Origin of the sequence: Streptomyces sp. NPDC051567 (assembly GCF_044454165.1) — a bacterium.
In the GTDB taxonomy this organism is placed as follows: domain Bacteria; phylum Actinomycetota; class Actinomycetes; order Streptomycetales; family Streptomycetaceae; genus Streptomyces.
Map to the genome: position 1 here is coordinate 142,220 of NZ_JBITDK010000011.1, position 21,410 is coordinate 163,629.

22 protein-coding genes are annotated in these 21,410 nt (G+C 74.2%); 9 read left to right on the plus strand and 13 right to left on the minus strand.

Annotated features, from left to right (window positions below):
* Positions 1-101 precede the first annotated feature (101 nt).
* Positions 102-1,139 carry an NUDIX domain-containing protein gene (locus tag ACIA5F_RS15305; protein WP_399352947.1) on the minus strand — a complete coding sequence of 346 codons (1,038 nt, stop codon included), beginning with the start codon at positions 1,137-1,139 and terminating at the stop codon, positions 102-104.
* Positions 1,140-1,335: 196 nt separating this feature from the next.
* Here ACIA5F_RS15305 and ACIA5F_RS15310 point away from each other — a divergent pair, with 196 nt between their 5' ends.
* Positions 1,336-2,322, plus strand: a complete 987-nt coding sequence (locus ACIA5F_RS15310) for a LacI family DNA-binding transcriptional regulator (RefSeq protein WP_399353075.1) — start codon at positions 1,336-1,338, stop codon at positions 2,320-2,322.
* Positions 2,323-2,387: 65 nt separating this feature from the next.
* Here ACIA5F_RS15310 and ACIA5F_RS15315 read toward each other — a convergent pair whose 3' ends face one another.
* From ACIA5F_RS15315 to ACIA5F_RS15335, 5 genes are all read right to left on the minus strand, one after another.
* Complete coding sequence (locus tag ACIA5F_RS15315) at positions 2,388-3,686, minus strand: DUF6986 family protein (RefSeq protein ID WP_399352949.1); 1,299 nt, start codon at positions 3,684-3,686, stop codon at positions 2,388-2,390.
* Positions 3,687-3,847: 161 nt separating this feature from the next.
* The gene (locus tag ACIA5F_RS15320; protein WP_399352951.1) at positions 3,848-4,822 is read right to left on the minus strand and encodes an electron transfer flavoprotein subunit alpha/FixB family protein; all 975 of its coding nucleotides are present in this window, start codon (positions 4,820-4,822) and stop codon (positions 3,848-3,850) included.
* Between the two features lie 57 nt (positions 4,823-4,879).
* Positions 4,880-5,665, minus strand: a complete 786-nt coding sequence (locus ACIA5F_RS15325) for an electron transfer flavoprotein subunit beta/FixA family protein (protein ID WP_399352952.1) — start codon at positions 5,663-5,665, stop codon at positions 4,880-4,882.
* 200 nt (positions 5,666-5,865) lie between these two features.
* Entirely contained in the window at positions 5,866-6,396 is a 531-nt protein-coding gene (locus ACIA5F_RS15330; protein WP_399352954.1) for a flavin reductase family protein, read from the minus strand.
* Positions 6,397-6,681: 285 nt separating this feature from the next.
* Positions 6,682-6,981 carry a TlpA family protein disulfide reductase gene (locus ACIA5F_RS15335; protein ID WP_399353077.1) on the minus strand — a complete coding sequence of 100 codons (300 nt, stop codon included), beginning with the start codon at positions 6,979-6,981 and terminating at the stop codon, positions 6,682-6,684.
* A gap of 289 nt (positions 6,982-7,270) precedes the next feature.
* On the opposite strand from ACIA5F_RS15335, the gene ACIA5F_RS15340 reads away from it, so the two are divergent.
* A complete protein-coding gene (locus ACIA5F_RS15340) occupies positions 7,271-7,993 on the plus strand; it encodes a lysophospholipid acyltransferase family protein (RefSeq protein WP_399352956.1) in 723 nt (240 codons plus the stop codon).
* Between the two features lie 252 nt (positions 7,994-8,245).
* Here the strand turns inward: ACIA5F_RS15340 and ACIA5F_RS15345 are convergent, their stop codons facing one another.
* From ACIA5F_RS15345 to ACIA5F_RS15355, 3 genes are read right to left on the minus strand one after another with little or no spacing between them, the layout of a single operon-like run.
* Complete coding sequence (locus tag ACIA5F_RS15345) at positions 8,246-9,358, minus strand: threonine aldolase family protein (RefSeq protein ID WP_399352958.1); 1,113 nt, start codon at positions 9,356-9,358, stop codon at positions 8,246-8,248.
* The gene (locus ACIA5F_RS15350) at positions 9,337-10,098 is read right to left on the minus strand and encodes an SDR family NAD(P)-dependent oxidoreductase (protein ID WP_399352960.1); all 762 of its coding nucleotides are present in this window, start codon (positions 10,096-10,098) and stop codon (positions 9,337-9,339) included. The genes ACIA5F_RS15345 and ACIA5F_RS15350 overlap by 22 nt, the downstream gene beginning before the upstream one ends.
* 26 nt (positions 10,099-10,124) lie before the next feature.
* Complete coding sequence (locus ACIA5F_RS15355) at positions 10,125-11,540, minus strand: DUF6421 family protein (RefSeq protein ID WP_399352962.1); 1,416 nt, start codon at positions 11,538-11,540, stop codon at positions 10,125-10,127.
* 404 nt (positions 11,541-11,944) lie between these two features.
* Between ACIA5F_RS15355 and ACIA5F_RS15360 the strand changes: the two genes are divergently transcribed.
* A complete protein-coding gene (locus tag ACIA5F_RS15360) occupies positions 11,945-12,637 on the plus strand; it encodes a glycerophosphodiester phosphodiesterase (RefSeq protein WP_399352964.1) in 693 nt (230 codons plus the stop codon).
* A gap of 24 nt (positions 12,638-12,661) precedes the next feature.
* On the opposite strand, the gene ACIA5F_RS15365 is transcribed toward ACIA5F_RS15360, so the two are convergent.
* Complete coding sequence (locus tag ACIA5F_RS15365; protein ID WP_399352966.1) at positions 12,662-13,201, minus strand: GNAT family N-acetyltransferase; 540 nt, start codon at positions 13,199-13,201, stop codon at positions 12,662-12,664.
* 126 nt (positions 13,202-13,327) lie between these two features.
* Here ACIA5F_RS15365 and ACIA5F_RS15370 point away from each other — a divergent pair, with 126 nt between their 5' ends.
* The 4 genes from ACIA5F_RS15370 (at position 13,328) to ACIA5F_RS15385 (ending at position 16,364) form a co-directional block, all read left to right on the plus strand.
* Positions 13,328-13,918 (plus strand): DUF5134 domain-containing protein, encoded by a 591-nt coding sequence (locus ACIA5F_RS15370; RefSeq protein ID WP_399352968.1) that lies wholly within the window; start codon positions 13,328-13,330, stop codon positions 13,916-13,918.
* Between the two features lie 80 nt (positions 13,919-13,998).
* The gene (locus ACIA5F_RS15375) at positions 13,999-14,937 is read left to right on the plus strand and encodes a M56 family metallopeptidase (RefSeq protein ID WP_399352970.1); all 939 of its coding nucleotides are present in this window, start codon (positions 13,999-14,001) and stop codon (positions 14,935-14,937) included.
* A 44-nt stretch (positions 14,938-14,981) separates the two neighbouring features.
* A complete protein-coding gene (locus ACIA5F_RS15380; protein ID WP_399352972.1) occupies positions 14,982-15,629 on the plus strand; it encodes a phosphatase PAP2 family protein in 648 nt (215 codons plus the stop codon).
* Between the two features lie 102 nt (positions 15,630-15,731).
* Positions 15,732-16,364: a TetR/AcrR family transcriptional regulator gene (locus ACIA5F_RS15385; RefSeq protein ID WP_399352973.1), complete on the plus strand. Its 633-nt coding sequence runs from the start codon at positions 15,732-15,734 to the stop codon at positions 16,362-16,364.
* A gap of 24 nt (positions 16,365-16,388) precedes the next feature.
* On the opposite strand, the gene ACIA5F_RS15390 is transcribed toward ACIA5F_RS15385, so the two are convergent.
* Positions 16,389-17,876 (minus strand): LVIVD repeat-containing protein, encoded by a 1,488-nt coding sequence (locus ACIA5F_RS15390; RefSeq protein ID WP_399352975.1) that lies wholly within the window; start codon positions 17,874-17,876, stop codon positions 16,389-16,391.
* A gap of 73 nt (positions 17,877-17,949) precedes the next feature.
* On the opposite strand from ACIA5F_RS15390, the gene ACIA5F_RS15395 reads away from it, so the two are divergent.
* Both ACIA5F_RS15395 and ACIA5F_RS15400 read left to right on the plus strand, forming a co-directional pair.
* Positions 17,950-18,618, plus strand: a complete 669-nt coding sequence (locus ACIA5F_RS15395) for a DUF305 domain-containing protein (protein ID WP_399352977.1) — start codon at positions 17,950-17,952, stop codon at positions 18,616-18,618.
* 52 nt (positions 18,619-18,670) lie between these two features.
* Positions 18,671-20,077, plus strand: a complete 1,407-nt coding sequence (locus tag ACIA5F_RS15400) for an FAD-dependent oxidoreductase (protein WP_399352979.1) — start codon at positions 18,671-18,673, stop codon at positions 20,075-20,077.
* Positions 20,078-20,141: 64 nt separating this feature from the next.
* On the opposite strand, the gene ACIA5F_RS15405 is transcribed toward ACIA5F_RS15400, so the two are convergent.
* Together ACIA5F_RS15405 and ACIA5F_RS15410 are read right to left on the minus strand one after the other, a co-directional pair.
* Positions 20,142-20,723: an RICIN domain-containing protein gene (locus tag ACIA5F_RS15405; protein ID WP_399352981.1), complete on the minus strand. Its 582-nt coding sequence runs from the start codon at positions 20,721-20,723 to the stop codon at positions 20,142-20,144.
* A 206-nt stretch (positions 20,724-20,929) separates the two neighbouring features.
* Positions 20,930-21,301 (minus strand): ArsR/SmtB family transcription factor, encoded by a 372-nt coding sequence (locus ACIA5F_RS15410; protein WP_399352983.1) that lies wholly within the window; start codon positions 21,299-21,301, stop codon positions 20,930-20,932.
* Positions 21,302-21,410 lie beyond the last annotated feature (109 nt).

Here is a 21,410-nt window from a genome sequence, read left to right on the forward strand (position 1 = left end):
TGACCGGGCGGCCGCGACGGCCCGTACCGCCGCCCCCTGACGCCGTCCCGCCCCGCGCGCCGCGACCCCGGCCGGAGCCGCCCGGCCGACCGGCCGGACGGTCAGGGTGACGGGCGGCCCGCCTCCAGGTACAGGGGGTGGGCCCGCTCGCGGGCGCGCAGGGACCAGCGCAGCCGCTCGTAGCGGTGCGGTGGCAGCAGCCCGGCGGCCTCCGGTTCCGTGACGAAGCGCCAGGCGCGCAGTTCGGGGCCCGGCAGCCGGAGCGCGGCGATCTCGGCCGCCGAGAGCCGGCCCCCGTCGAACAGCAGCCGCAGTCCCCCGTACGCGGGGTGCTGCGGCGGTTCCCAGTCGACGACCAGCAGGCGCGGGGAGCCGTCCAGCGTGAGGCCCAGCTCCTCGGCGACCTCGCGCACGCCCGCGCACGCGGGTGCCTCGCCCGCCTCGACCACGCCCCCCGGGAACTCCCAGCCGGGCTTGTACGTCGGGTCCACCAGGAGCACCCGGTCCCGGTCGTCGAAGAGCAGTACCCCCGCCGCCACCGTCTCCCGCACCGGCTCCGGGGTCTGGACGATGTCGCAGACCGGGGCGGCGTCCGTGCGGACGGCCTCGGCGATCCGCCGCGCCGTCTCCCGCACCGTCAGTGGCCCGTTGTCGACGACGTGCGCGTCGGCGGTGAGCCAGCCGAGCGCCTGCCGGTAGGCCGGGATGTGCTCGTACGCCCACCGGCGGACCCTGAGGTCGACCTCCTGCGGCGCGCCGGGCTCCTCCCGGGTCGCGATGCGCTCCCGGAGGATCGTTTCCGCCGGGGCCAGCAGCACGTGCCGTACCGGAATCCGTCGCGCCGCCAGCCCGCCGAAGATCTCGTCCCGGTACTCCTGCCTCAGCAGGGTCATCGGGACGACCAGGACGCCGCCCACCTCCGCGAGGAGCGCCGCCGCCGTGTCCACCACCAGACGGCGCCAGCTGGGCAGGTCCTGGTAGTCGGAGACCTCCGCGAGCCGTTTGTGCGGCAGCAGCACCCGCAGCGCGTCGCCTATGGTCTCCGGGTCGAACAGGGTGCTGTCCGGCAGGATTCCGGTCAGTTCGCGCGCCGTGCTGGTCTTTCCGGCGCCGAATGTGCCGTTGATCCAGACAATCACGTCTACCCCTCTCCCGTTGGCTCGTCCGGAGCCCCCAGTGGCTTGCCCGCACCACCCTGCCCCGGAAACCCACTAATCGGCCGAGTGCTTGTCCTCAAGGTCCGTGCCCCGCCCCGCGCTTGCCCGTTCCGGAGGTCTTCGTACCGTGCCGCACAGCCACCGCCCGCCCGAGACCCGCTACGGCAAGCGGCCGACGATGAAGGACGTGGCGGCCCGTGCGGGGGTGGGGCTGAAGACGGTCTCGCGGGTGGTCAACGGCGAGCCGGGGGTCACCCCGGACACCGGGAGGCGGGTCCAGGAGGCCATCGGCCTCCTCGGGTTCCGCCGCAACGACGGCGCCCGGGTCCTGCGCAAGGGGCGCACCGCCACCGTGGGACTCGTCCTGGAGGATCTCGCCGACCCCTTCTACGGGCCGCTGAACCGGGCCGTCGAGGAGGGGGCCCGCGCGCACGGCGCGCTGCTCATCAACGGTTCCAGCGCCGAGGACCCGGACCGGGAGCGGGAGCTGGCGCTCGCGCTGTGCGCGCGCCGGGTGGACGGGCTGATCGTGGTCCCGGCCGGGGACGACCACCGCTGTCCGGAGCCGGAGATCCGGGCCGGGGTGGCCACGGTCTTCGTGGACCGTCCGGCGGGGCGGATCGAGGCGGACGTGGTGCTGTCGGACAGTTTCGGCGGTGCCCGGGAGGGGGTGGCTCACCTGGTCGCGGGCGGTCACCGCCGGATCGGTTTCATCGGCGACCGTCCCCGTGTCCACACGGCGACCGAGCGGCTGCGGGGGTACCGGGCGGCCATGGCGGACGCGGGTCTGCCGGTGGCCGGATCGTGGGTCTCCCTCGGTGCGACGGCTCCTGAGCGGGTGTCGGCCGCGGCGCGGTCGATGCCGGCGGGTCCGGCCCCGGTGACCGCCGTCTTCGCGGCCGACAACCGGGTGACGGTCACGGTGGTACGGGTGCTGGCCGCCGGGGTCCGGCCGGTGGCGCTGGTCGGCTTCGACGACTTCGAGCCGGCCGACCTGTTGCGGCCCGGTGTCACGGTGGTCGCCCAGGACGCGGCGGCGCTGGGCCGGGCGGCCACGGACCGCCTGTTCCAGCGTCTGGCGGGCTCCCGGCCGTCCCCGGCCCGGATCGAGCTGCCGACCCGGCTGATCGCCCGGGGCTCGGGCGAGATCGCTCCGGCGCACTGAGCGCGGGGAGCCGTCGCGGGGCGCGCGGCCCGGTCCGGTGTACGGCCCCGGGGGCGGGGGCGGGTTCAGGCCGTCGCCGCCGACGGCGCCGGGGAGCGCGGGAGGGCGAAGGCGTCCAGGTCGGCGCGGGTCAGCCCGGTGCGGGCGGTGACCTCCTCGGCGTCGAGGGCGCCGCAGTCCAGGCCGCGGACCAGGTGGCCGGCGAGGGCCTTCGCGGTGGCGGGCTCGTCCATCACGTCGCCGCCGGTCCTGGCGACGTACGCCTTCAGCCGCGCGGCGGCGGTGTCCAGGCCCTCGCGGTAGAAGGTGAACACGGCCGCGTAGCGGGTCGGCAGGTGGCCCGGGTGCATGTCCCAGCCCTGGTAGTAGGCGCGGGCCAGGGCGCGCCGGGTGAGGCCGTAGTGGTGCCGCCACGCCTCGTGGACGCGGTCGGTGGTGCCGACCGGCAGGACGTTGGTCGAGCCGTCGCAGACGCGTACGCCCGTACCGGCGGCGGCGACCTGCATGACGGCCTTGGCGTGGTCGGCGGCGGGGTGGTCGCTGGACTGGTGGGCGGCACAGATGCCGAGGCCCGCGCTGTAGTCGAAGGTGCCGTAGTGCAGGCCGGTGGCGCGGCCCCGGGCGGCCCCGATCATCCGGGCCACGGTGGCGGTGCCGTCGGAGGCCAGGACGGCCTGGCTGGTCTCGATCTGGATCTCGAAGCCGAGGCGGCCCGGACGCAGGCCGCGGGTGGTCTCGAACGCCTCCAGCAGGGTGGCGAAGGCGCTGACCTGCTCGGCGTAGGTGACCTTCGGCAGGGTGAGGACCAGCCCTTCGGGCAGGCCCCCGTGTTCGAGGAGTCCGGAGAGGAAGATGTCGGTGGTGCGCAGGGAGCGGTCGCGGACGCCCGCCTCCAGGCACTTGACGCGGATGCCCGTGTACGGGGGGTTCGTGCCGTCGGCGAGGGCTTCGCGCACGAGGCGGGCGGCGCGGGCCGCGGCCTGGTCCTCCTGGACGTCGGGGCGGAGGCCGTAGCCGTCCTCGAAGTCGACGCGGAGGTCCTCGACGGGTTCGTTCGCCAGCTTGGCGCGCACGCGCTCGTGGACCGGGGCGGCCAGCTCCGCGGGGATGCCGAGGACGGCGGCGAGGGCGGTGGCGGAGGGGGCGTGCTCGTCGAGGGCGGCGAGGGCCTGCTCGCCCCAGGAGCGGACGGTGTCCGGGGCGAGGAGGTCGGCGGGCACGTAGACGGTGTGGACGGGCTGGCGGGTGCCGGGGTCGCCCGGGTAGCGGCGCGCGAGTTCCGCGTCCACCGGTGCGAGAAAGGCGCCGATGCGCTCGCCGACCGTGTCGGCGAGACTCGTCGCCACCTTCTCCTGCTGACCCATCGCACCCACTCCTCTTTCCGCTTGACGGAAGGTGACATCCGCAGGGCAGAACCTAGCGAGGGGGTCGGCCTCCGTCAATGGTCCGCCGGGGCGCCGGGCGGACGGCTCGGGGCCGTGCGGTGGAGATCACCGCACGGCCCCGGAGGCAGAGGATGCGCAGGTCAGCCCTTGCGCGCCTGGATCTCCTCGGTCAGCTGCGGGACGACCGCGAAGAGGTCGCCGACCACGCCGTAGTCGACGAGGTCGAAGATCGGGGCCTCGGCGTCCTTGTTGATGGCGACGATGGTCTTCGAGGTCTGCATGCCGGCCCGGTGCTGGATCGCGCCGGAGATGCCGGAGGCGATGTACAGCTGCGGGGAGACCGACTTGCCGGTCTGGCCGACCTGGCTGGAGTGCGGGTACCAGCCGGCGTCGACGGCGGCGCGCGAGGCGCCGACCGCCGCGCCGAGGGAGTCCGCGAGGGCCTCGATGACGGCGAAGTTCTCGGCGCCGTTGACGCCGCGTCCGCCGGAGACCACGATCGCGGCCTCGGTCAGCTCGGGGCGGCCGGTGGACTCGCGCGGGGTACGGCCGACGATCTTGGTGCCGGTGGCCAGGGCGCCGAAGGTGACGGCGAGCGCCTCGACGGTGCCGGCGGCCGGGGCGGCCTCGACCGGGGCCGAGTTGGGCTTCACGGTGATGACCGGGGTGCCCTTGGAGACGCGGGACCTGGTGGTGAAGGAGGCGGCGAAGGCGGCCTGCGTGGCGACGGGGCCCTCCTCGCCGGCTTCCAGGTCGACGGCGTCGGTGATGATGCCGGAGCCGATGCGGACGGCCAGGCGGGCGGCGATCTCCTTGCCCTCGGCGGAGGAGGGGACGAGCACGGCGGCCGGCGAGCCCGCGGCGGACACGGCCTCGTACGCGGCCTGGAGCGCGTCCACCTTCGGCACCACGAGGTACTCGGTGAACTCCGGGGCGTCGGCGGTGAGGACCTTGACGGCGCCGTGCTCGGCGAGCACGGCGGCGGTGTCGGCCGCGCCGGCGCCCAGGGCGAGGGCGACGGGCTCGCCGATGCGGCGGGCCAGCGTCAGCAGTTCGAGGGTGGGCTTGCGGACGGCACCGTCCACGTGGTCGACGTAGACGAGAACTTCAGCCATGGGGATGCTCCTGCGAATGCGAAGTGATCAGGGGACGGTCGAGGGGGACCGAAGTTCTCAGATGAACTTCTGGCCGGCCAGGAACTCGGCCAGCCGCTTGCCGCCCTCGCCCTCGTCCTTGACGATCGTCCCGGCGGTGCGGGCCGGGCGCTGCACCGCGGAGTCGACCACGGTCCAGGAGCCTTCCAGGCCGACCTCGTCGGCCTCGATCTCCAGCTCCTCCAGGTCCCAGGACTGCACCGGCTTCTTCTTGGCGGCCATGATGCCCTTGAAGGACGGGTAGCGGGCCTCGCCCGACTGGTCCGTCACCGAGACGAGCGCGGGCAGGGACGCCTGGAGCAGCTCGCTCGCGGTGTCGCCGTCGCGGCGGCCCGTCACGGTGCCGTCCTCGACCTTGACCTCGGAGACCAGGGTGACCTGCGGGACGCCCAGCCGCTCGGCCAGGATGGCCGGGAGCACTCCCATGACGCCGTCGGTCGAGGCCATGCCGGTGATGACCAGGTCGTACCCGGCCTTCTCGATCGCCTTGGCGAGCACCAGGGAGGTGCCCATGACATCGGTGCCGTGCAGGTCGTCGTCCTCGACGTGGACGGCCTTGTCGGCGCCCATCGACAGCGCCTTGCGCAGCGCGTCCTTGGCGTCCTCGGGGCCGACCGTCAGGACGGTGATCTCGGCGTCGTCGGCCTCTTCGGCGATCTGCAGCGCCTGCTCGACGGCGTACTCGTCGAGCTCCGACAGCAGGCCGTCGACATCCTCACGGTTGACCGTCAGGTCCTCCGTGAACTGCCGGTCGCCGGTGGCGTCGGGCACGTACTTCACACAGACAACGATCCTCAGGCTCACGCCGGCTCTCCTACCGCATCGTCATTTCTGGTACCGCCTTGCAAAGGCAGCATAGGCGCCATGTCGGGCCGCTCCCGGTCGGGGCGGTGCACGCTCCGACGGGAATGTTACTCGCCAGTAGACATCGGGGTGCCCCCCGGGGCAAGGCCGCCCGGATGTGACCTTGCCAACGCCGCCCGGACCGCTCCGGCAGGGACGATTCAGTCGCGCAACGCGTTGAAGCGCCCCTCGTGGTACAGGAGCGGACGGCCCTGGCCCGCCGGGTCCCCGGCGACCGCCTCCGCGATGACCACCCGGTGCGCCCCGGCCGGGACCCGGGCCACCACCCGGCAGACCAGCCACGCCAGGACGCCGTCCAGCACCGGTACGCCCCGCGGTCCCACCGTCCAGCCGGTGGCCGGTCCGAACCGGTCGGCGCCGCTGCGCGCGAAGAGGGCGGCCAGCTCCTGCTGGTGCTCGCCGAGCACATGGACCCCGAGGTGCTCGGAGTCACGTACCGCGGGCCAGCTGGAGGCTCCGGTACCGATGGTGAAGGAGAGCAGCGGAGGGTCGGCGGAGACCGAGTTGAGCGAGGTGGCGGTGAAGCCGGCCGGTACGCCACCGGAGGCCGCGGTGATCACCGCGACCCCTGCGGCGTGCCGCCGGAAGACGGAACGCAGCAGCTCCGGCGAGCCGGGCAGGCCGGCACCGGAGCGGGGGGAGGCAGCCGTCGAGGCCGTCGGAACCGTCATGGGAGGGTCTTCCTTCTGCCGGGGACGCGAAACGGTCGGGGATCGGGGACGGAGGTGTTCAGTGATCCCGACAGCGCGCGCTCGCGTGACGGACGAGGTCCACATGGACCCGCCCGTAGAGCAGAAGTTCGTACGGCATGCCGCCAGCCTGGCGATCTCCCGTGTACACAGTCAAGTCATGGCGGTCAGATGTAGGCCGCGTCACGCGGTCCGCGGGCGCACGGGGCGGCGCGCACCGGACGCGGCCCGGGGTACGGGCGCCTCCCCGCCCGGCGGCGCGGCGCGTCATACGGCGGCCCCCAGGGCGGCGATCACGTCCGCCTTGCGGGGCATTCCGGCCGCCCGCCGCACGATCCGGCCCGTGGCGTCCAGGACCAGCACCGTCGGGGTCCTGTCGATGGACAGGACCCGGACGAGACCGAGGCTTTGTTCGGCGTCGATCTCGATGTGCGCGACCCCCTCGACCATCGCCGCGACCTCGGCCAGGATGCGCCGGGTGGCCCGGCAGGGCTGGCAGAAGGCGCTGGAGAACTGGACCAGGCTGGCCCGCTCACCCGGCGGGGCGCCCAGTTCCGCGGCGCCCAGCCGTACCCCGTCCCGGTGACCTTCCCCGGGCCCGTTCCCGGCCCCGCCGGCACGCCCGTCCCCGTACCCGCCCACGCCCGCTCCCGTCGCCGCCCCTGCTGTCCGTACGCTGGTCGCAGCACCCGGCACGCGCACCGCATTCCCGGCGTGACGAGAATCTCCCCCGGCACGGACGTCTGAGCTGGCCAGCGGCGCGCGTTTGGGGCACGATCCCCATGGCCGCGTACCTACGCAGCCGTAACTTCCGGCCGGGAGCACCTCCCCAGGCAGAAAGCGGGGTCTCCCCACCATGGCTGAGCTCGTCTACCCTCCGGTGATCGGCGCCGCGCACACGCTGTTCCGGGCACTGGACATCCGTATCGACATGAAGGGCGAGGAGAACATCCCGCGCAAGGGCGGGGCGGTCCTCGTCTCCAACCACATCGGCTACCTCGACTTCATCTTCGCCGGGCTGACGGCCCGCCCGCAAAAGCGCCTGGTGCGCTTCATGGCGAAGGAGTCGGTCTTCCGGCACAAGGTGTCCGGGCCGCTGATGCGCGCGATGAAGCACATCCCGGTGGACCGCACGCAGGGCGAGTCCGCCTACCAGCAGGCGCTCGACGCGCTGCGCGCGGGCGAGATCATCGGGGTCTTCCCGGAGGCGACGATCTCCCAGTCCTTCACCCTGAAGACCTTCAAGTCGGGTGCGGCCCGGATGGCGCAGGAGGCCGGGGTCCCGCTGATCCCGGTGGCGCTGTGGGGCACGCAGCGGCTGTGGACCAAGGGCCGCCCGAAGGACCTGCGGCGCAGCCACATCCCGGTGACGATGCGGGTGGGCGAGCCGATGGAGGCGCCGACGGACCAGTACGCGGGCGCCCTCACCCGCCGGGTGCGCGAGCGCGTGCAGGAGCTGCTGGACGCGGCGCAGCAGTCGTATCCGGCCAAGCCCGAGGGCCCCGGGGACTCCTGGTGGCTCCCGGCCCACCTGGGCGGCACCGCGCCGACGGCGGCGCAGGTGCGCGAGGCGGGCTGACGACCGCGCCTCCGGCCCCCGCGCCCGCCGGCGAGGGGGCCGGACGAGGCTGGTGGGGGGGGGGGGGGGGGGGGGGGGGGGCCCCGCCCCCCCCCCCCCCGCCCCCCCCCCCGCCCCCCCCGCCCCCCGGGGGGGGGCGCGGCGGGGGGGGGGGGCGGCCGCCGCGGGGGGCGGGCGCGGGCGCGGGGGGGGGGGCCCCCGCGCCCGCCCCCCCCCCCCCCCCCCCCCCCCCCCCCCCCCCCCCCCCCCCCACTACCGGGCCAGTTCTTCCTTCAGTGCCTGGAGGAAGCCGTCCACGTCCTGCTCCTCGGTGTCGAACCCGCACATCCAGCGGACGTCACCGGCGGCCTCGTCCCAGAAGTAGAAGCGGTAGCGGCGCTGGAGCCGCCGCGACACCTCGTGGGGCAGCCGCGCGAACACCGCGTTCGCCTGCACGGGGTAGAGGATCTCCACCCCGTCCGTCTCCCGCACGCCCGCCGCCAGGCGCTGCGCCATCGCGTTGGCGTGCCGGGCGTTGCGCAGCCACAGGTCCTTGGCGAGCAGCGCCTCCAGCTGCACCGAGACGAACCGCATCTTGGACGCGAGCTGCATCGACATCTTGCGGACGTGCTTCATCTGCCGGACCGCGTCCGGGTTGAGCACCACCACCGCCTCGCCGAACATCATGCCGTTCTTGGTGCCGCCGTACGACAGCACGTCCACCCCGGCCGTGTTGGTGAAGCTGCGCATGGGCATGTCGAGCGAGGCCGCGGCATTGGATATGCGGGCGCCGTCCAGGTGGACCTTCATCCCCTTGGCGTGGGCGTGGTCGCAGATGGCCCGGATCTCGTCCGGGGTGTAGACCGTGCCCAGCTCGGTGTTCTGGGTGATCGAGACGACCTGGGGCATGGCCCGGTGCTCGTCCTCCCAGCCCCAGGCCTGCCGGTCGATGAGCTCGGGGGTGAGCTTGCCGTCCGGGGTGGGGACGGTGAGCAGCTTCAGGCCCGCCATCCGCTCGGGCGCCCCGCCCTCGTCGACGTTGATGTGCGCCGACTCGGCGCAGATCACGGCGCCCCAGCGGTCGGTCAGCGCCTGGAGGGCGGTGACGTTGGCCCCGGTGCCGTTGAAGACCGGGTAGGTCTGGGCGTACGGGCCGAAGTGGCTGCGGAAGACGCGTTGCAGGTGTTCGGTGTACTCGTCGTCGCCGTAGGAGACCTGGTGGCCGCCGTTGGCGAGGGCGAGGGCCGCCAGGACCTCCGGGTGCGCCCCCGCGTAGTTGTCGCTCGCGAAGCCGCGCACCTGCGGGTCGTGGTGGCGGCGGGCATCGGTCGCCGAGGCGCCCGACGCCCCCGTGGCGGCGGTTCTCACGGTTGCGGAGTGAGCCACAGACGCTGTCCGTTCACATCGATGGCGGGCCGCTCCCAGACGCCGGCGATGGCCTCGGCCAGCTCCTTGACGTCGGTGAAGCCCGCGAACTTCGCATTCGGGCGCTCGGCGCGCATCGCGTCGTGCACCAGTGCCTTGATGACCAGGATCGCAGCCGCCGCGCCCGGACCGTCCTCGCCCCCCGCCTTGCGGAAGGAGTCGGCCAGGGAGAGCGTCCACGCCTCGGCCGCCGCCTTGCCCGCGTTGTACGCGGCGTTGTTGGCGACGGGCTTGTGCGCTCCGGACTGGCTGATCAGCACGTAGCGGCCCCGGTCGCTGCGCAGCAGGCCGTCGTGGAAGGCCAGCGTGGTGTGCTGGACGGTGCGGATGAGGAGCTTCTCCAGGAAGTCCCAGTCCGCGAGGTCGGTGTCGGTGAAGGAGGTGCTGCCGCGCCAGCCGCCGACGAGGTGGACGACCCCGTCGACGCGGCCGAACTCCTTCTCGGTCCGGTCCGCCCACGCCTTGGTGGCCGCCAGGTCGAGGAGGTCCACCGTGTCACCGGTGACGGTGGCGCCGCCGTGGGCGTAGCGGGCCGCGTCGACGGCCTCGGCGAGGCGTGCCGCGTCGGCGTCCGCCGCTATCACGACGGCGCCCGCCTCGGCGAGGCGGATCAGGGTGGCGCGGCCGGCGGGGCCGCCGGCCCCGGCCACCGCGACCACCGCGCCGTGGAGCTTTCCGTTGCCGTTCCCGGAGCCGTTCATTGCTTCAGCCTCCTGTGGACGGGCGCTCACGCGGCGACCCGCGCCGTCGTGTCGGTGTGCTCTGCGTTCAGGGCGGTGATGCCCTTGGTGGAGGCGATCACCGCCTTGAGCTTCTTGGCGAGCGCCTCATAGAACATGCTGAGCGGAAACTCGTCCGCGAGCACGTCGTCGACGAGCTTGCGCGGCGGCTGCGTCAGGTCCAGGGCGTCGGGGCCCTTGGCCCAGCGGGAGCCCGGGTGCGGGGCGAGGTAGGTGGAGACCAGCTCGTACGCCTTGAACCAGTGGACGAGCTTGGGTCGGTCGATGCCGGCCCGGTAGAGCTCCTCGATCTCGGCGCAGAGCTGGTTGGTGACCTGCGGGGCGCGCATCCAGTCGATCTTCAGCTTGTTGTCCGTCCAGCGCACGACTCCGTGCCGGTGGAGGTAGGCGAAGAGGAGCTGGCCGCCGAGCCCGTCGTAGTTGCGGTCGCGGTCGCCGGAGACCGGGAAGCGGAACATCCGGTCGAAGAGGACGGCGTACTGCACGTCGCGGCCGTGCTCGTTGCCCTCGGACTCCAGCTTCACGGCCTCCTTGAAGGCGGTGAGGTCGCAGCGCAGCTCCTCCAGGCCGTACATCCAGAACGGCTGGCGCTGCTTGATCATGAAGGGGTCGAACGGGAGGTCGCCGTGGCTGTGGGTGCGGTCGTGGACCATGTCCCACAGGACGAACGCCTTCTCGCAGCGCTCCTGGTCGGTGACCATGGCGGCGATGTCGGCGGGCAGCTCGATGCCGAGGATGTCGACGGCGGCCTCGGTGACCTTGCGGAAGCGGGCGGCCTCGCGGTCGCAGAAGATGCCGCCCCAGGTGAACCGCTCGGGGGCCTCGCGCACGGCGATGGTCTCCGGGAAGAGCACGGCGGAGTTGGTGTCGTAGCCCGCGGTGAAGTCCTCGAAGGTGATGCCGAGGAAGAGCGGGTTGTCGTACCGGGTGCGCTCCAGTTCGGCGAGCCATTCGGGCCAGACCATCTTGAGCGCGACGGCCTCAAGGTTGCGGTCGGGGTTGCCGTTCTGGGTGTACATGGGGAAGACGACCAGGTGCTGGAGGCCGTCGGCGCGCCCGGCGGCCGGGTGGAAGGCCAGCAGCGAGTCGAGGAAGTCCGGCACCCCGAAGCCGTCGGCCGCCCACTTGCGCAGGTCGCCGACGAGGGCCCGGTGGTACCCGGTGGCGTGCGGGAGCAGCGGCGACAGCTCCCGCACGGCGGCGATCACGCGTTCCACGGCGTCCTCGGCCTCGCCCCGGGCGGGAGCGCCCACGGCCTCGAAGCCGATCGAGCCGTCCTTGGCCTGCCAGGGGCGGATCTCCTCCACGGCGGCCTTGAGCACGGGCCACGCGGGGTGGTCGACCACCCGCGCCCCGGCGGTTCGCACGGCACCGCCGGCACCCGGCACAAGAGTTTCCGTCATGTCACTTCCTCCACAGGAGAACCTCACGTCAAGACAGCGTATGCGGGTGGGGCTCCTCCACTCAAGTGGTAACTCGGGAAATTATCCTGCCTTACCCCGGTATTCGCCGGAAGTTTTCCCGTCCGACCGGAGGGAGGCCGTGACTCCGCCGTCGGACAGCGGCCGGGCCGGGGCCGGGAGCCGGGCCCGTCAAGCCGCCGGGGACGCGCCCACGGCCGGGTGACGCGGCACGGCCGCCGCGCGCCGCACGCCCCTGGCGGGAAACGGCCGCAGGGCCCTTCCGGAGCTTTGCACGGGCGGTCCCCCCGCACCCGCGGCCCACTAGCATGCGTCCTCCATCGCGTGCGGCCGGTCGGGACACCGCGACCGCGCGCGGAGCCGCCGTCGACGGAAGCGAGAGAACCTTGACTTTCCTCACCATCGGTCACCGCGGGGTCATGGGCGCCGAGCCGGAGAACACCCTGCGGTCCTTCGTCCGCGCGGAACGCTCCGGCATGGACGTCGTCGCGCTGGACCTCCGGCTCAGCAAGGACGGCGCCCTGGTCGCCCTGCACGACGCCGAGGTGGACCGGACCACCGACGGCTCGGGGGCCGTCGCCGACCTCACCCTGGCCGAGCTGCGCGGGCTGGACGCCGGCCGGGGGGAGCGCGTACCCCTCTTCGAGGAGGTCCTGGAAGCGGTGCGGGTCCCGCTCCAGGTCTCGGTGGGGGACCTGGCGACCGCCTCGGTCCTCGCGGAGCTGCTGCGCCGCCGCGACCTGGGCGCGCGGGTGGAGGTCGCCTCCTTCCACGGCCCGGTGCTCGCCGGGACGGCCCGGCTGGTACCGGGCATCCGTACGGCCCTGTACGCGCGCCCGCGCGGGGCGGAGGCCGAGGGGCTCGTGGACCGGGCGCTGGCGGCGGGCGCGGCCACGCTCGCCGTGGAGCTGCGCCGGCTCACCCTTCAGACCGTGGAGGCGGCGCACGCGGCGGGGCTGCGGGTGACCGGATGGACGGTCGACACCCTGGACCAGCTGCGCCTGGCGCGGGCGCTCGGGCTGGACGGCGCCTCCACCGGCTTCCCCGAGATCCGCAGCACGGGCCGCTTCACCGCCTGACGGCGCCGCGCGGCCCGGCGTCCCTCAGAGGGTCTTCACCAGCAGTTCGAAGGCCAGGTCCGCGCGGAGCGGGACGCCGAAGCGCTCGTCGCCGTAGGGGAAGGGGGTCAGCTCGCCGGTGCGCCGGTAGCCGCGGCGCTCGTAGTAGGCGATGAGTTCCTCCCGCACGCTCACCACCTTCATCCGCATCTCCCGGGCGCCCCACGTCTCGCGGGCGCGCCGCTCGGCCTCGGCCAGGATCTCCTTGCCGAGGCCACCGCCCTGGAGCCCGGGGCGGACCGCGAACATCCCGAAGTAGACGTGGTCACCGCGGTGTTCGAGCTGGCAGCAGGCGACGAGCGCGCCCGCCCGCTCGACCACGAGCAGGGTGCCGTCCGGGGCGGCGACGACCTGGCGGACCCCGTCCTCGTCGGTGCGGCGCCCCGCCAGGAAGTCCGCCTCGGTGGTCCAGCCGCCGCGGCTCGCCTCTCCCCGGTAGGCCGACTCGACGAGGGCCACCAGCTCCGGCACGTCCACCTCCACGGCGCTGCGGAAGCTCAGGGCGGTGGGGTTCGTGGTCGACATCGGGGCTCCGTTCTGCGCGGTGGCACGTGTCGTGCCCGTACGGCACGCAGAGCGTACCCGGGCGGCGTGCGGGCCCTCGCGGGCGGGCATCTCTTCCGGTGACGCCGACGAACCGGGAGTTGTGCCGTGCACGGTTCCGCCCTGTCCCTCTCCGCCTCCGTCTCCTCCTGGCTGCTCGTCCTGCTGTGCGCGGTGAGCGGCGCGTACTGCCTGGTGCAGGCGGCCAGATCCGGCCGCGAGGCACGGGGCGCGGCGGCCGGCGAGGCGGTGATGGGCTTCGGGACGGCCCTGATGGCGCTGCCCCCGGGGATCGGGCCCTGGGGTCCCGTCCTTCTCCTGGCCCTCTTCTGCGGGGCGGCGCTGCACGCCCTGTGGCTGCTGCGGGGCGGGGTCCACCACGCGCACCACCTGATCGGCTCGGCGGCCATGCTGTACATGGCGCTGACGATGACGACGGCCGCCGGGCACGGACACGGCTCCGGCGCGGGGGCGGGCGCGGGAGCCTGGGCGGGGGCGCCGCTCATGACCGGGGCCCTGCTCCTCTACTTCGCGGGGTACGTCCTGCTCGGCGGGGCCCGGCTGGTGACGGCCGGGGCGGGCGGGGCGGGCGGTGCGGCGGTCGCCGGGGGCGGGCCGCCCGCGAAGGCGGCCGAGCTGACACGTGCCTGCCGGCTGGCCATGGGGATGGGAATGCTGGCCATGCTCCTCATGGCGTGAGGCACCGGCACACGTGTCCTGCGTCACCAATGCGGCCGGGGCCGTACCGGGGCGGGGTCCGCGCTCATAGGGTGACGCCCATGATGGTCCTCGCCGTTCTCCTGCCGCTCGGCGCCCTGACCGCGGTGCTCGCGCCCCGTCTGCTGGCGCGGGCCGACTGGCCCGACCGCGAACCCGTCCTCGCCCTGTGGGCGTGGCAGTGCGTCGTGGGCGCGGTGCTGCTCTGCTTCGGCCTGTCGATGCTGCTGAGCGCGGCGGCGGCCTGGCAGGCGGTCCGGGGCGGGCTCTTCGCCGGCGCCCCGCACGGGGTGGCCGACGCCTACGCCCTGGGCGCCTCCGGCGGCCCCTGGGCGGCCGGTACCGCGCTGGCGCTGGCGGGCGGCGCGCTGTGGACCGCGGCGATGCTGACGCGGGAGGTGCTGCGGGCGCGGGCCCGGCGGCGCGCCCAGGGCACCGAGCTGCTGCTGCGGGCCCCGCTGCTGCCCGGGGAGGAACCGGCCGGGGCGCGGCTCGTCGTGCTGGAGGGGCCGCGGCCCGACGCGTGGTGGCTGCCGGGGGCGGTCCCGCAGCTGGTGATCACGACGGCGGCGCTGGGCCGGCTGAAGGGCAGCCAGCTGGACGCCGTCCTGGCGCACGAGCAGGGGCACGCGGCGGCCCGGCACGACTGGCTGCTGCACTGCGCGCGGGCGCTGTCCCGGGGGTTCCCGCAGATCCCGGTCTTCGCGGCCTTCGAGGCGGAGATGGACCGGCTGGTGGAGCTGGCCGCCGACGACGTGGCCTCGCGGCGGTTCGGGCGGCTGACGACCGCGCTGGCCCTGGTCGGGCTGAACGAGGACCGGGGGGTGTTCGGGCCGGGCCCGGCCCCGCAGGCCCTCGTCCCGCAGCGGGTGCGCCGGCTGCTGTCGGCGGCGCCGCGCCTCCCGGCGGGGCGCCGGCTGCGGCTGACGGCGCTGGCCACGCTGGTCCCGGCGGTGCCGCTGCTGGTGGCCTTCGTGCCGGGGCTGAGCGCCCTCGCGTGACCCGGCGGCGCCCGGGCCCGCCGTCCGGTGCGAGGATCTTCCCCATGCGAAGCGATCGTCTGAGGTGGGCCGGGCTGTGCTGCGCCCTGCTCGCCGCCGTCCTGACCGTGCTGGTGGTGGCCGGGTGGCCGCCGCTGCTGTCCTACGACGGCCACGTCGTGCGGGAGCTGCACGGTTACGCCGTCGGCCACCCCGGGGTCACCCACCTGATGCGGGTGCTCACCGACTGGCCGTGGGACCCCTGGGCGATGCGGGCCCTGGCGGCCGTGGCCTGTGTGTGGCTGTGGCTGCGCGGTGACCGCGAGCGGGCGGTGCGGGTCGCGCTGGCGACGTTGCTGGCCGCGGCGGTGTCGCAGGGGATGAAGGCGCTGGTGGGCCGGGAGCGTCCGGTGTGGCAGGACCCGGTGGACTCGGCGCACTTCGCGTCCTACCCCTCCGGTCATGCCCTGACGGCGACCGTGGTGTGCGGGCTGATGCTGTGGCTGCTCCCCCGGCAGACCCCGGGCGCCCTGGTGGCGGCGGCGTGGGCGGTGGCCGGGGTGTCGGTGCTCGGGGTCGGCTTCACCCGGCTCTACCTGGGGGTGCACTGGCCGTCGGACGTGCTCGCGGGCTGGCTGCTGGGCGTGGCCGTGGTGGCTCTCGCGGCGTCCGGCACCGGACGGACCGGCAGACCGGGCCCCGCCGGGGCGTGAAGGTGCGGTGGGCCTGCCCTGGGCGATCCCCCGTGTCACCCAGAGCAGGCCGCTCCGCGCGCTGAGTATATTGGCCGGGAGCCAGTCAACGCAGGAGTAAGCATGTCCCCGCGCAGCGCATCGGTCAATGAAGAATTGCGCAGGCGTTCCAGGGAGCGGCTGCTCCAGGCCACGGTGGAGCTGGTGGCCGAGCGCGGCTACGAGGCCACGACCCTCGGGGACATCGCCGACCGGGCGGGCGCCGCGCGGGGCCTGATCTCGTACTACTTCCCGGGCAAACGGCAGTTGCTGCAGTCGGCGGTGCACCGGCTGATGCACCTCACCCTGCACGCGGCGCTGGAGCGGGAGCCGCGCGCCGCCGGGGTCCACGAGGGGCGCGAACGCATGGCGCGGGCGGTCGACGCGGTCCTGGGGCTGGCCCGTGACCAGCCGTTGCTGATGCGGACCCACATGGCGGGCATCCTCGCGGCCGAGGGGTTCGTGCAGTGCCCCGAGCAGCAGCGGCTGGCGGAGCTGCTGCGGGACACCGTCACCCGCTACGGTTCGGCCGACGTGGACACGGACTACCCGCTGCTGCGGGCGCTGTTGATGGGCGCGGTGGTGGCGGTGCTGCTGCCGGGCGCGCCGATGCCGGTGGCCCGGCTGCGGGCCGAGCTGTTCCAGCGTTACGGGCTGGACTGGGAGCTGGGTGTCCCGCCGGCCGGGGGGCCGCCCGGCGGGACGTCCGGTTCGTGAGGGTCGGTGGCGGGTCCGTGGGGGTCAGCGGTACTCGGGCTGGGTCTGCACGTTGAGCCGGTCGGTGCGGACCCACCGGGCGCTGTCGGTGCGCGGGTCGTCGATCCTCAGCACGTCGAGGCCCTTGGTGATGTCGTTCGAGTAGATGTGCCCGTTGTAGTAGTAGGCCGACCAGGAACCGCCCGTCGTGCGCGTCTGCGTGCTGACCGGGCCGCGCTCGAAGTAGCCGATCTCCTGGGGCCGGTCGGAGTCGGTGAAGTCCCAGACCGAGATGCCGCCCTGGTACCAGGCCTGGACCATGATGTCGCGACCGCCGCCGACGGGGACCAGCGAGCCGTTGTGGGCCACGCAGTTCTCGGTGGCGCCCTGGTGGCGCGGGATCTTGAAGTAGCTGCGGAAGGCGAGCTCGCGCTGGTCGCCGCGGCCGGTGAGGTCGTAGATGCCGTTGGCGCCCCGGTTCGGTCCGGTGGCCTCGTTGCAGGTGGCGCCGCCACCGCCGCCCAGCTCGTCGGTGAACACCACCTTGTTCGCGCGCTCGTTGAAGGTGGCCGAGTGCCAGAACGCGAAGTTGACGTTGTCCTGGACCCGGTCGATGACCCGCGGCCGCTCGGGCTCGCTGATGTCGAAGAGGATGCCGTCGCCCAGGCAGGCTCCGGCGGCCAGGTCCTTCGAGGGCAGCACGGTGATGTCGTGGCAGCCGGTGGTCCGGGTGACGCCGGGGTTGGCGGGCGCGCCCGGGTTGCCGCCGTCGGGGAAGAGGACCGGGAAGCCGACGACCGCGGCCCGGGTGGGTGCCTTCTTCGGGACCTTGACGACCGAGATGCCGTCGTGCGGGGGCTTGCAGTCCGGGAACGCCTCGTTCGGCCCGTACGAGGCGACGTAGAGGTAGATGTCCCGGTCGTCCGGCACCAGGGTGTGGGTGTGGGAGCCGCAGGCGGTCTCGACGGACTTGATGTAGCGGGGGTTCTTCTTGTCCTTGATGTCGAAGATGCGTATCCCCTCCCACGAGGACTTCTCCGTGGCGGGCTGCGAGACGCTGTTGCAGGAGTCGTCGCTGCGGGAGGAGTCGGTGGAGAGGAAGAGCAGGTCGCCGTGGACCGAGATGTCGTTCTGGCCGCCGGGGCAGAGCACCTGGCTGACCGTCTTCGGCTTCTTGGGGTTGCCGATGTCGTAGACGGTGAAGCCGTCGTAGTTGCCCGCGTAGGCGTACTTGCCCTGGAAGGCCAGGTCGGAGTTGACGGCGGTGCCCGTCCTGGGGATGTTGGCCAGGTGGGTGACGTTGGGGCTGTGGACGATCTCGTCCTGGCCCGGGATCTCGCCGGGGGCGAGCGTCCTGCCCTGGCCGCCGGTCAGGGCCGCTGCGGCGCCGGCGTCGGCGCCCGTCGTGAGGTCGCCCGGGTCCGGGCTGGCGGAGGCGGGTCCGCCGGTCAGGAGCGCGGTGAGGAGTCCGGCCGCGAAGACGGCCGCCGCCGTCTTCCTGTGCCGTGCTCTGCTGGTGTACAACGAGGTCACTGAAGCCCTCCCATGGGAAGTCCGGTCGTTCCGCCGGCGACGGAACCGGCACGTCGGCAGTATCTTCCTTTTCATGGACATGGCAAACGTAATACTCGGCCGAATTGCCGGAACGGCCGTGGCCGCCGGCCTCCTGCTCGCCCTCACCGGCTGCCAGGACGACGGTGCGGCGCGGGGCCAGGGCGAGGCCCGGGACGGGCGGGCCGTGGTGATCGCCCCCGGCAGACCGGGCGAGGCGGCCCGCACGCTCTCCCCCGAACAGGCCGCCGCGGCACGGCCCGACGACAGCCCCAACGCGGCCGACCACACCTACGTCCTGCACATGATCGAGCACCACCGGCAGGCGCTGACGATGAGCGCGCTCGCTCCGCAGCGGGCCTCGGCCGAGGGGGTCCGGCGCATCGCCGAGCGGATCACCGCCGCGCAGGGGCCCGAGATCGGGGCGATGGAGGCATGGCTGACACAGCACCCGGCGCCGCCCGCGGGGGCCGGTACGGGGGGCCACGATCACGGCGCGATGCCGGGCATGGCCACCGAGGGGCAGATCGAGGAGCTGACGCGGGCCCGGGGCGCCGACTTCGACCGGCTCTTCCTGAGGCTGATGACCACCCACCACGAGGGCGCGCTGAAGATGGCCGGACAGGCGCTGGCCGGGGGCAACAACGTGCTGGTCGAGGAGATGGCCACCGAGGTCGTGGCCACCCAGAGCGTCGAGATCCACCGGATGCGCGCGCTGGGCTGACGGCCCCCGGGCCGGGTGCCATGCTGAAACCCTCTGCGGGAGGAGTTCCGCCGTGCTTCGTGTGGCCGTGGTCGGATCGGGCCCCAGCGGGGTGTACGCCGCCCAGGGCCTGGTCGGGCAGTGCGAGGTGCCGGGCGTGCGGGTCGACGTGCTGGACCGGCTGCCCACGCCCTACGGCCTCGTCCGGTACGGGGTCGCCCCCGACCACGAGAAGATCAAGTCGCTCCAGGGGAACCTGCGCGCGGTGCTGGAGGACGACCGGGTCCGCTTCCTCGGCGACGTGGAGGTCGGCGGGCCGCGGCTCTCCACCGGACGGCTGCTGGAGCTGTACCACGCGGTGGTGTACTGCGTGGGCGCGGCGCGGGACCGGCCGCTGGGCATCCCCGGCGAGGAGCTGGCCGGGGTGCACTCCGCGACGGAGTTCGTGGCCTGGTACAGCGGGCACCCGGACGCCGCCGCCGGGGACTTCGCGCTGGCCCGCGCCCGGTCGGCGGTGGTGGTCGGGGCGGGCAACGTCGCGGTGGACGTGGTGCGCCTGCTGGCCCGGGGCGCGCCGGAGCTGGCCCCCACCGACATGCCGCAGCAGGCGCTCGGCGCGCTCGCCGCCAGCGGGGTCCGCACGGTGGCCATGGTGGCCCGGCGGGGCCCCTCCCAGGCCCGGTTCACCACCAAGGAGCTACGGGAACTGGGCGCACTGCCCGGCGTGGACGCCCTGGTGGACCCCGCCGAGGCGGCCCTCGACCCCGCGTACGCCGCCGGCCCGGACGCGGCGGCGGAGCTGCCCGCGGTGGCGCGGCGGAACCTGGAGGTGCTGCGCGGCTGGGCGCTGCGGGGTCCGGGCGGCGCCCGGCGCCGGGTCGTCCTGCGGTTCTACCTGCGCCCGGTGGAGGTGCTGGGCGGGCCCGGCGGCCGGGTCACCGGGGTGCGCTTCGAGCGGACCGTCCCGGACGGCCCCGACGCGGTGACCGGGACGGGCGTGTACGAGGAGCTGGAGGCGCAGCTGGTGCTGCGCTCGGTCGGGTACCGGGGTGTCCCGCTGCCCGGCCTGCCCTTCGACCCGGTGACGGGCACGGTCCCGCACGCGGCGGGCCGGGTGCTGCGCGCGGGCCGCGCCTCGCCGGGCGAGTACGTGGCGGGCTGGATCAAGCGCGGCCCGACCGGGGTGATCGGCACCAACCGGCCGTGCGCCAAGGAGACCGTGTCCTGCCTGCTCCAGGACGCGGGGGCGCTGGCCCGGCGCGCGCTGCCCGGGGACCCGCTGGACGCGCTGCGGGCGGCGGGGCTGCGCCCGGTGGAGTGGTCGGGCTGGCTGGCCGTCGAGGCGGCCGAGGCGGAGCTGGGCCGCTCGCTGGGCCGCCGCTCGGTGAAGATCCCGGACCGGCCGGGCCTGCTGCGCGCGGCGGGCGCCCGGCCGGGCCCGGCGCCGGGGACCGCGGCGGGCGGTGCGGCGCCGGGCTGACCGGCGGGAGGCCCGGGGCGCTGGGCCCGGGGCGCGGCCGGACGGGCCTTCGGCCTGGAGGCCGTCAGCAGACGGACGGCCTGGGGCCGCACGGGTCGCCGCCGCTGCCGTACTCCTCCCCCGGCGTGAAGTACCACCGCTGCGCGCCCGTGCCGTTGCGCGGATGCAGGTAGGGGCGGGCGCCGCTGTGCCAGAGGGCGCCGGGGGCGTCGAGGACGAGATGGGAGGTGTCGTTGACGAGGGTGCGCCACCCGCCCGCGAGGTCGGGGTTGCCGCCCTCGAACCGGAACCGCTGGGCGTCGGACCTGTTGCAGGTCCACACCTGGAGTTCCTGGCCGCTGCGGGCGTTGTTGTCCGGGATGTCGAGGCAGCGCCCGGACGCCTTGTTGACGAGTTGGACCTTGGTGTTCAGGCCGGTGGCGTACATCATCTCGTACCAGTACTGCGCCTGGGTGCCGTTGCACGGGTAGAGCTGGACCGGCGCCCCGTCGTACGGACCGCTGTTCCGGGCGTCGAGGCAGAGTCCGCCGATCTTCACCTCCCCGGGCGCTCCGGAGGCGTACGCGGGGCTCGCGGTCAGGCCGAGCGTGATGCCGGTGGCGGCCACGGCGGCGGCGAGTCCCGCGGAGGCGAGGCGGAGTTTCATGGTGGACCGTGCTTTCTTCGACGCGGGGAAGGTGGTTGGCGGGGTGTTCCCCCGCTGTCGAAGAACGTAGGTCCGGGGCATGAACGATCATTGGAAGTTCGATGAACGGGTCCAGGTCCTGGGGTGGAAGGGCCGCTGCTCGCCGTCGTCGCCGTCGCCGTCGTCCTCGCGGACTTCGGCGGCCTTCCGTCAGCCGGGCGCCGCTTTCACGACACGCCCTGGGCGTTCCCCGGGGGCCTCAGCCGGGTCTCCTCGGCGGTGGCCGCGGTGAGCACGCTGTCGAGCAGTCCGGGGAAGAGGGCCGCCAGGTCCTCGCGGCGCAGGCCGTTCAGTTTGGCCGTGCCCCGGTAGGTCTGGCGTACGACACCGCTCTCGCGCAGGACGCGGAAGTGGTGCGTGGTGGTGGACTTGGTGACCGGCAGCGTGAAGTGCGAGCAGGAGAGTTCTGCGTCAGAGGCGGCGAGAGCGCGCACGATGGAGAGCCGGACCGGGTCGGAGAGGGCGTGCAGCACCCCTTCCAGGCGGATCTCGGCCGTCGCGGGGTGGGCGAGGGCGCGGACCGTGTCCGGTGCTGTCATGTCCTGCTCCGCTCGTTCGGCCCGTTCTGCGGCTCCGTCGTACGAATCGTACGAGAGGTGTCGTAGAACCGGCGCGGGGCCGTGCCCGGGGGCGGCCCGGGGGCTCCGG

Coding starts and splice junctions, on each gene's coding strand:
- ACIA5F_RS15310 (WP_399353075.1), top strand. CDS start 1,336: ATGAAGGACGTGGCGGCCCGTGCGGGGGTGGGGCTGAAGACGGTCTCG.
- ACIA5F_RS15315 (WP_399352949.1), bottom strand. CDS start 3,686: ATGGGTCAGCAGGAGAAGGTGGCGACGAGTCTCGCCGACACGGTCGGC.
- ACIA5F_RS15320 (WP_399352951.1), bottom strand. CDS start 4,822: ATGGCTGAAGTTCTCGTCTACGTCGACCACGTGGACGGTGCCGTCCGC.
- ACIA5F_RS15330 (WP_399352954.1), bottom strand. CDS start 6,396: ATGACGGTTCCGACGGCCTCGACGGCTGCCTCCCCCCGCTCCGGTGCC.
- ACIA5F_RS15340 (WP_399352956.1), top strand. CDS start 7,271: ATGGCTGAGCTCGTCTACCCTCCGGTGATCGGCGCCGCGCACACGCTG.
- ACIA5F_RS15350 (WP_399352960.1), bottom strand. CDS start 10,098: ATGAACGGCTCCGGGAACGGCAACGGAAAGCTCCACGGCGCGGTGGTC.
- ACIA5F_RS15355 (WP_399352962.1), bottom strand. CDS start 11,540: ATGACGGAAACTCTTGTGCCGGGTGCCGGCGGTGCCGTGCGAACCGCC.
- ACIA5F_RS15365 (WP_399352966.1), bottom strand. CDS start 13,201: ATGTCGACCACGAACCCCACCGCCCTGAGCTTCCGCAGCGCCGTGGAG.
- ACIA5F_RS15375 (WP_399352970.1), top strand. CDS start 13,999: ATGATGGTCCTCGCCGTTCTCCTGCCGCTCGGCGCCCTGACCGCGGTG.
- ACIA5F_RS15380 (WP_399352972.1), top strand. CDS start 14,982: ATGCGAAGCGATCGTCTGAGGTGGGCCGGGCTGTGCTGCGCCCTGCTC.
- ACIA5F_RS15385 (WP_399352973.1), top strand. CDS start 15,732: ATGTCCCCGCGCAGCGCATCGGTCAATGAAGAATTGCGCAGGCGTTCC.
- ACIA5F_RS15395 (WP_399352977.1), top strand. CDS start 17,950: ATGGACATGGCAAACGTAATACTCGGCCGAATTGCCGGAACGGCCGTG.
- ACIA5F_RS15405 (WP_399352981.1), bottom strand. CDS start 20,723: ATGAAACTCCGCCTCGCCTCCGCGGGACTCGCCGCCGCCGTGGCCGCC.
- ACIA5F_RS15410 (WP_399352983.1), bottom strand. CDS start 21,301: ATGACAGCACCGGACACGGTCCGCGCCCTCGCCCACCCCGCGACGGCC.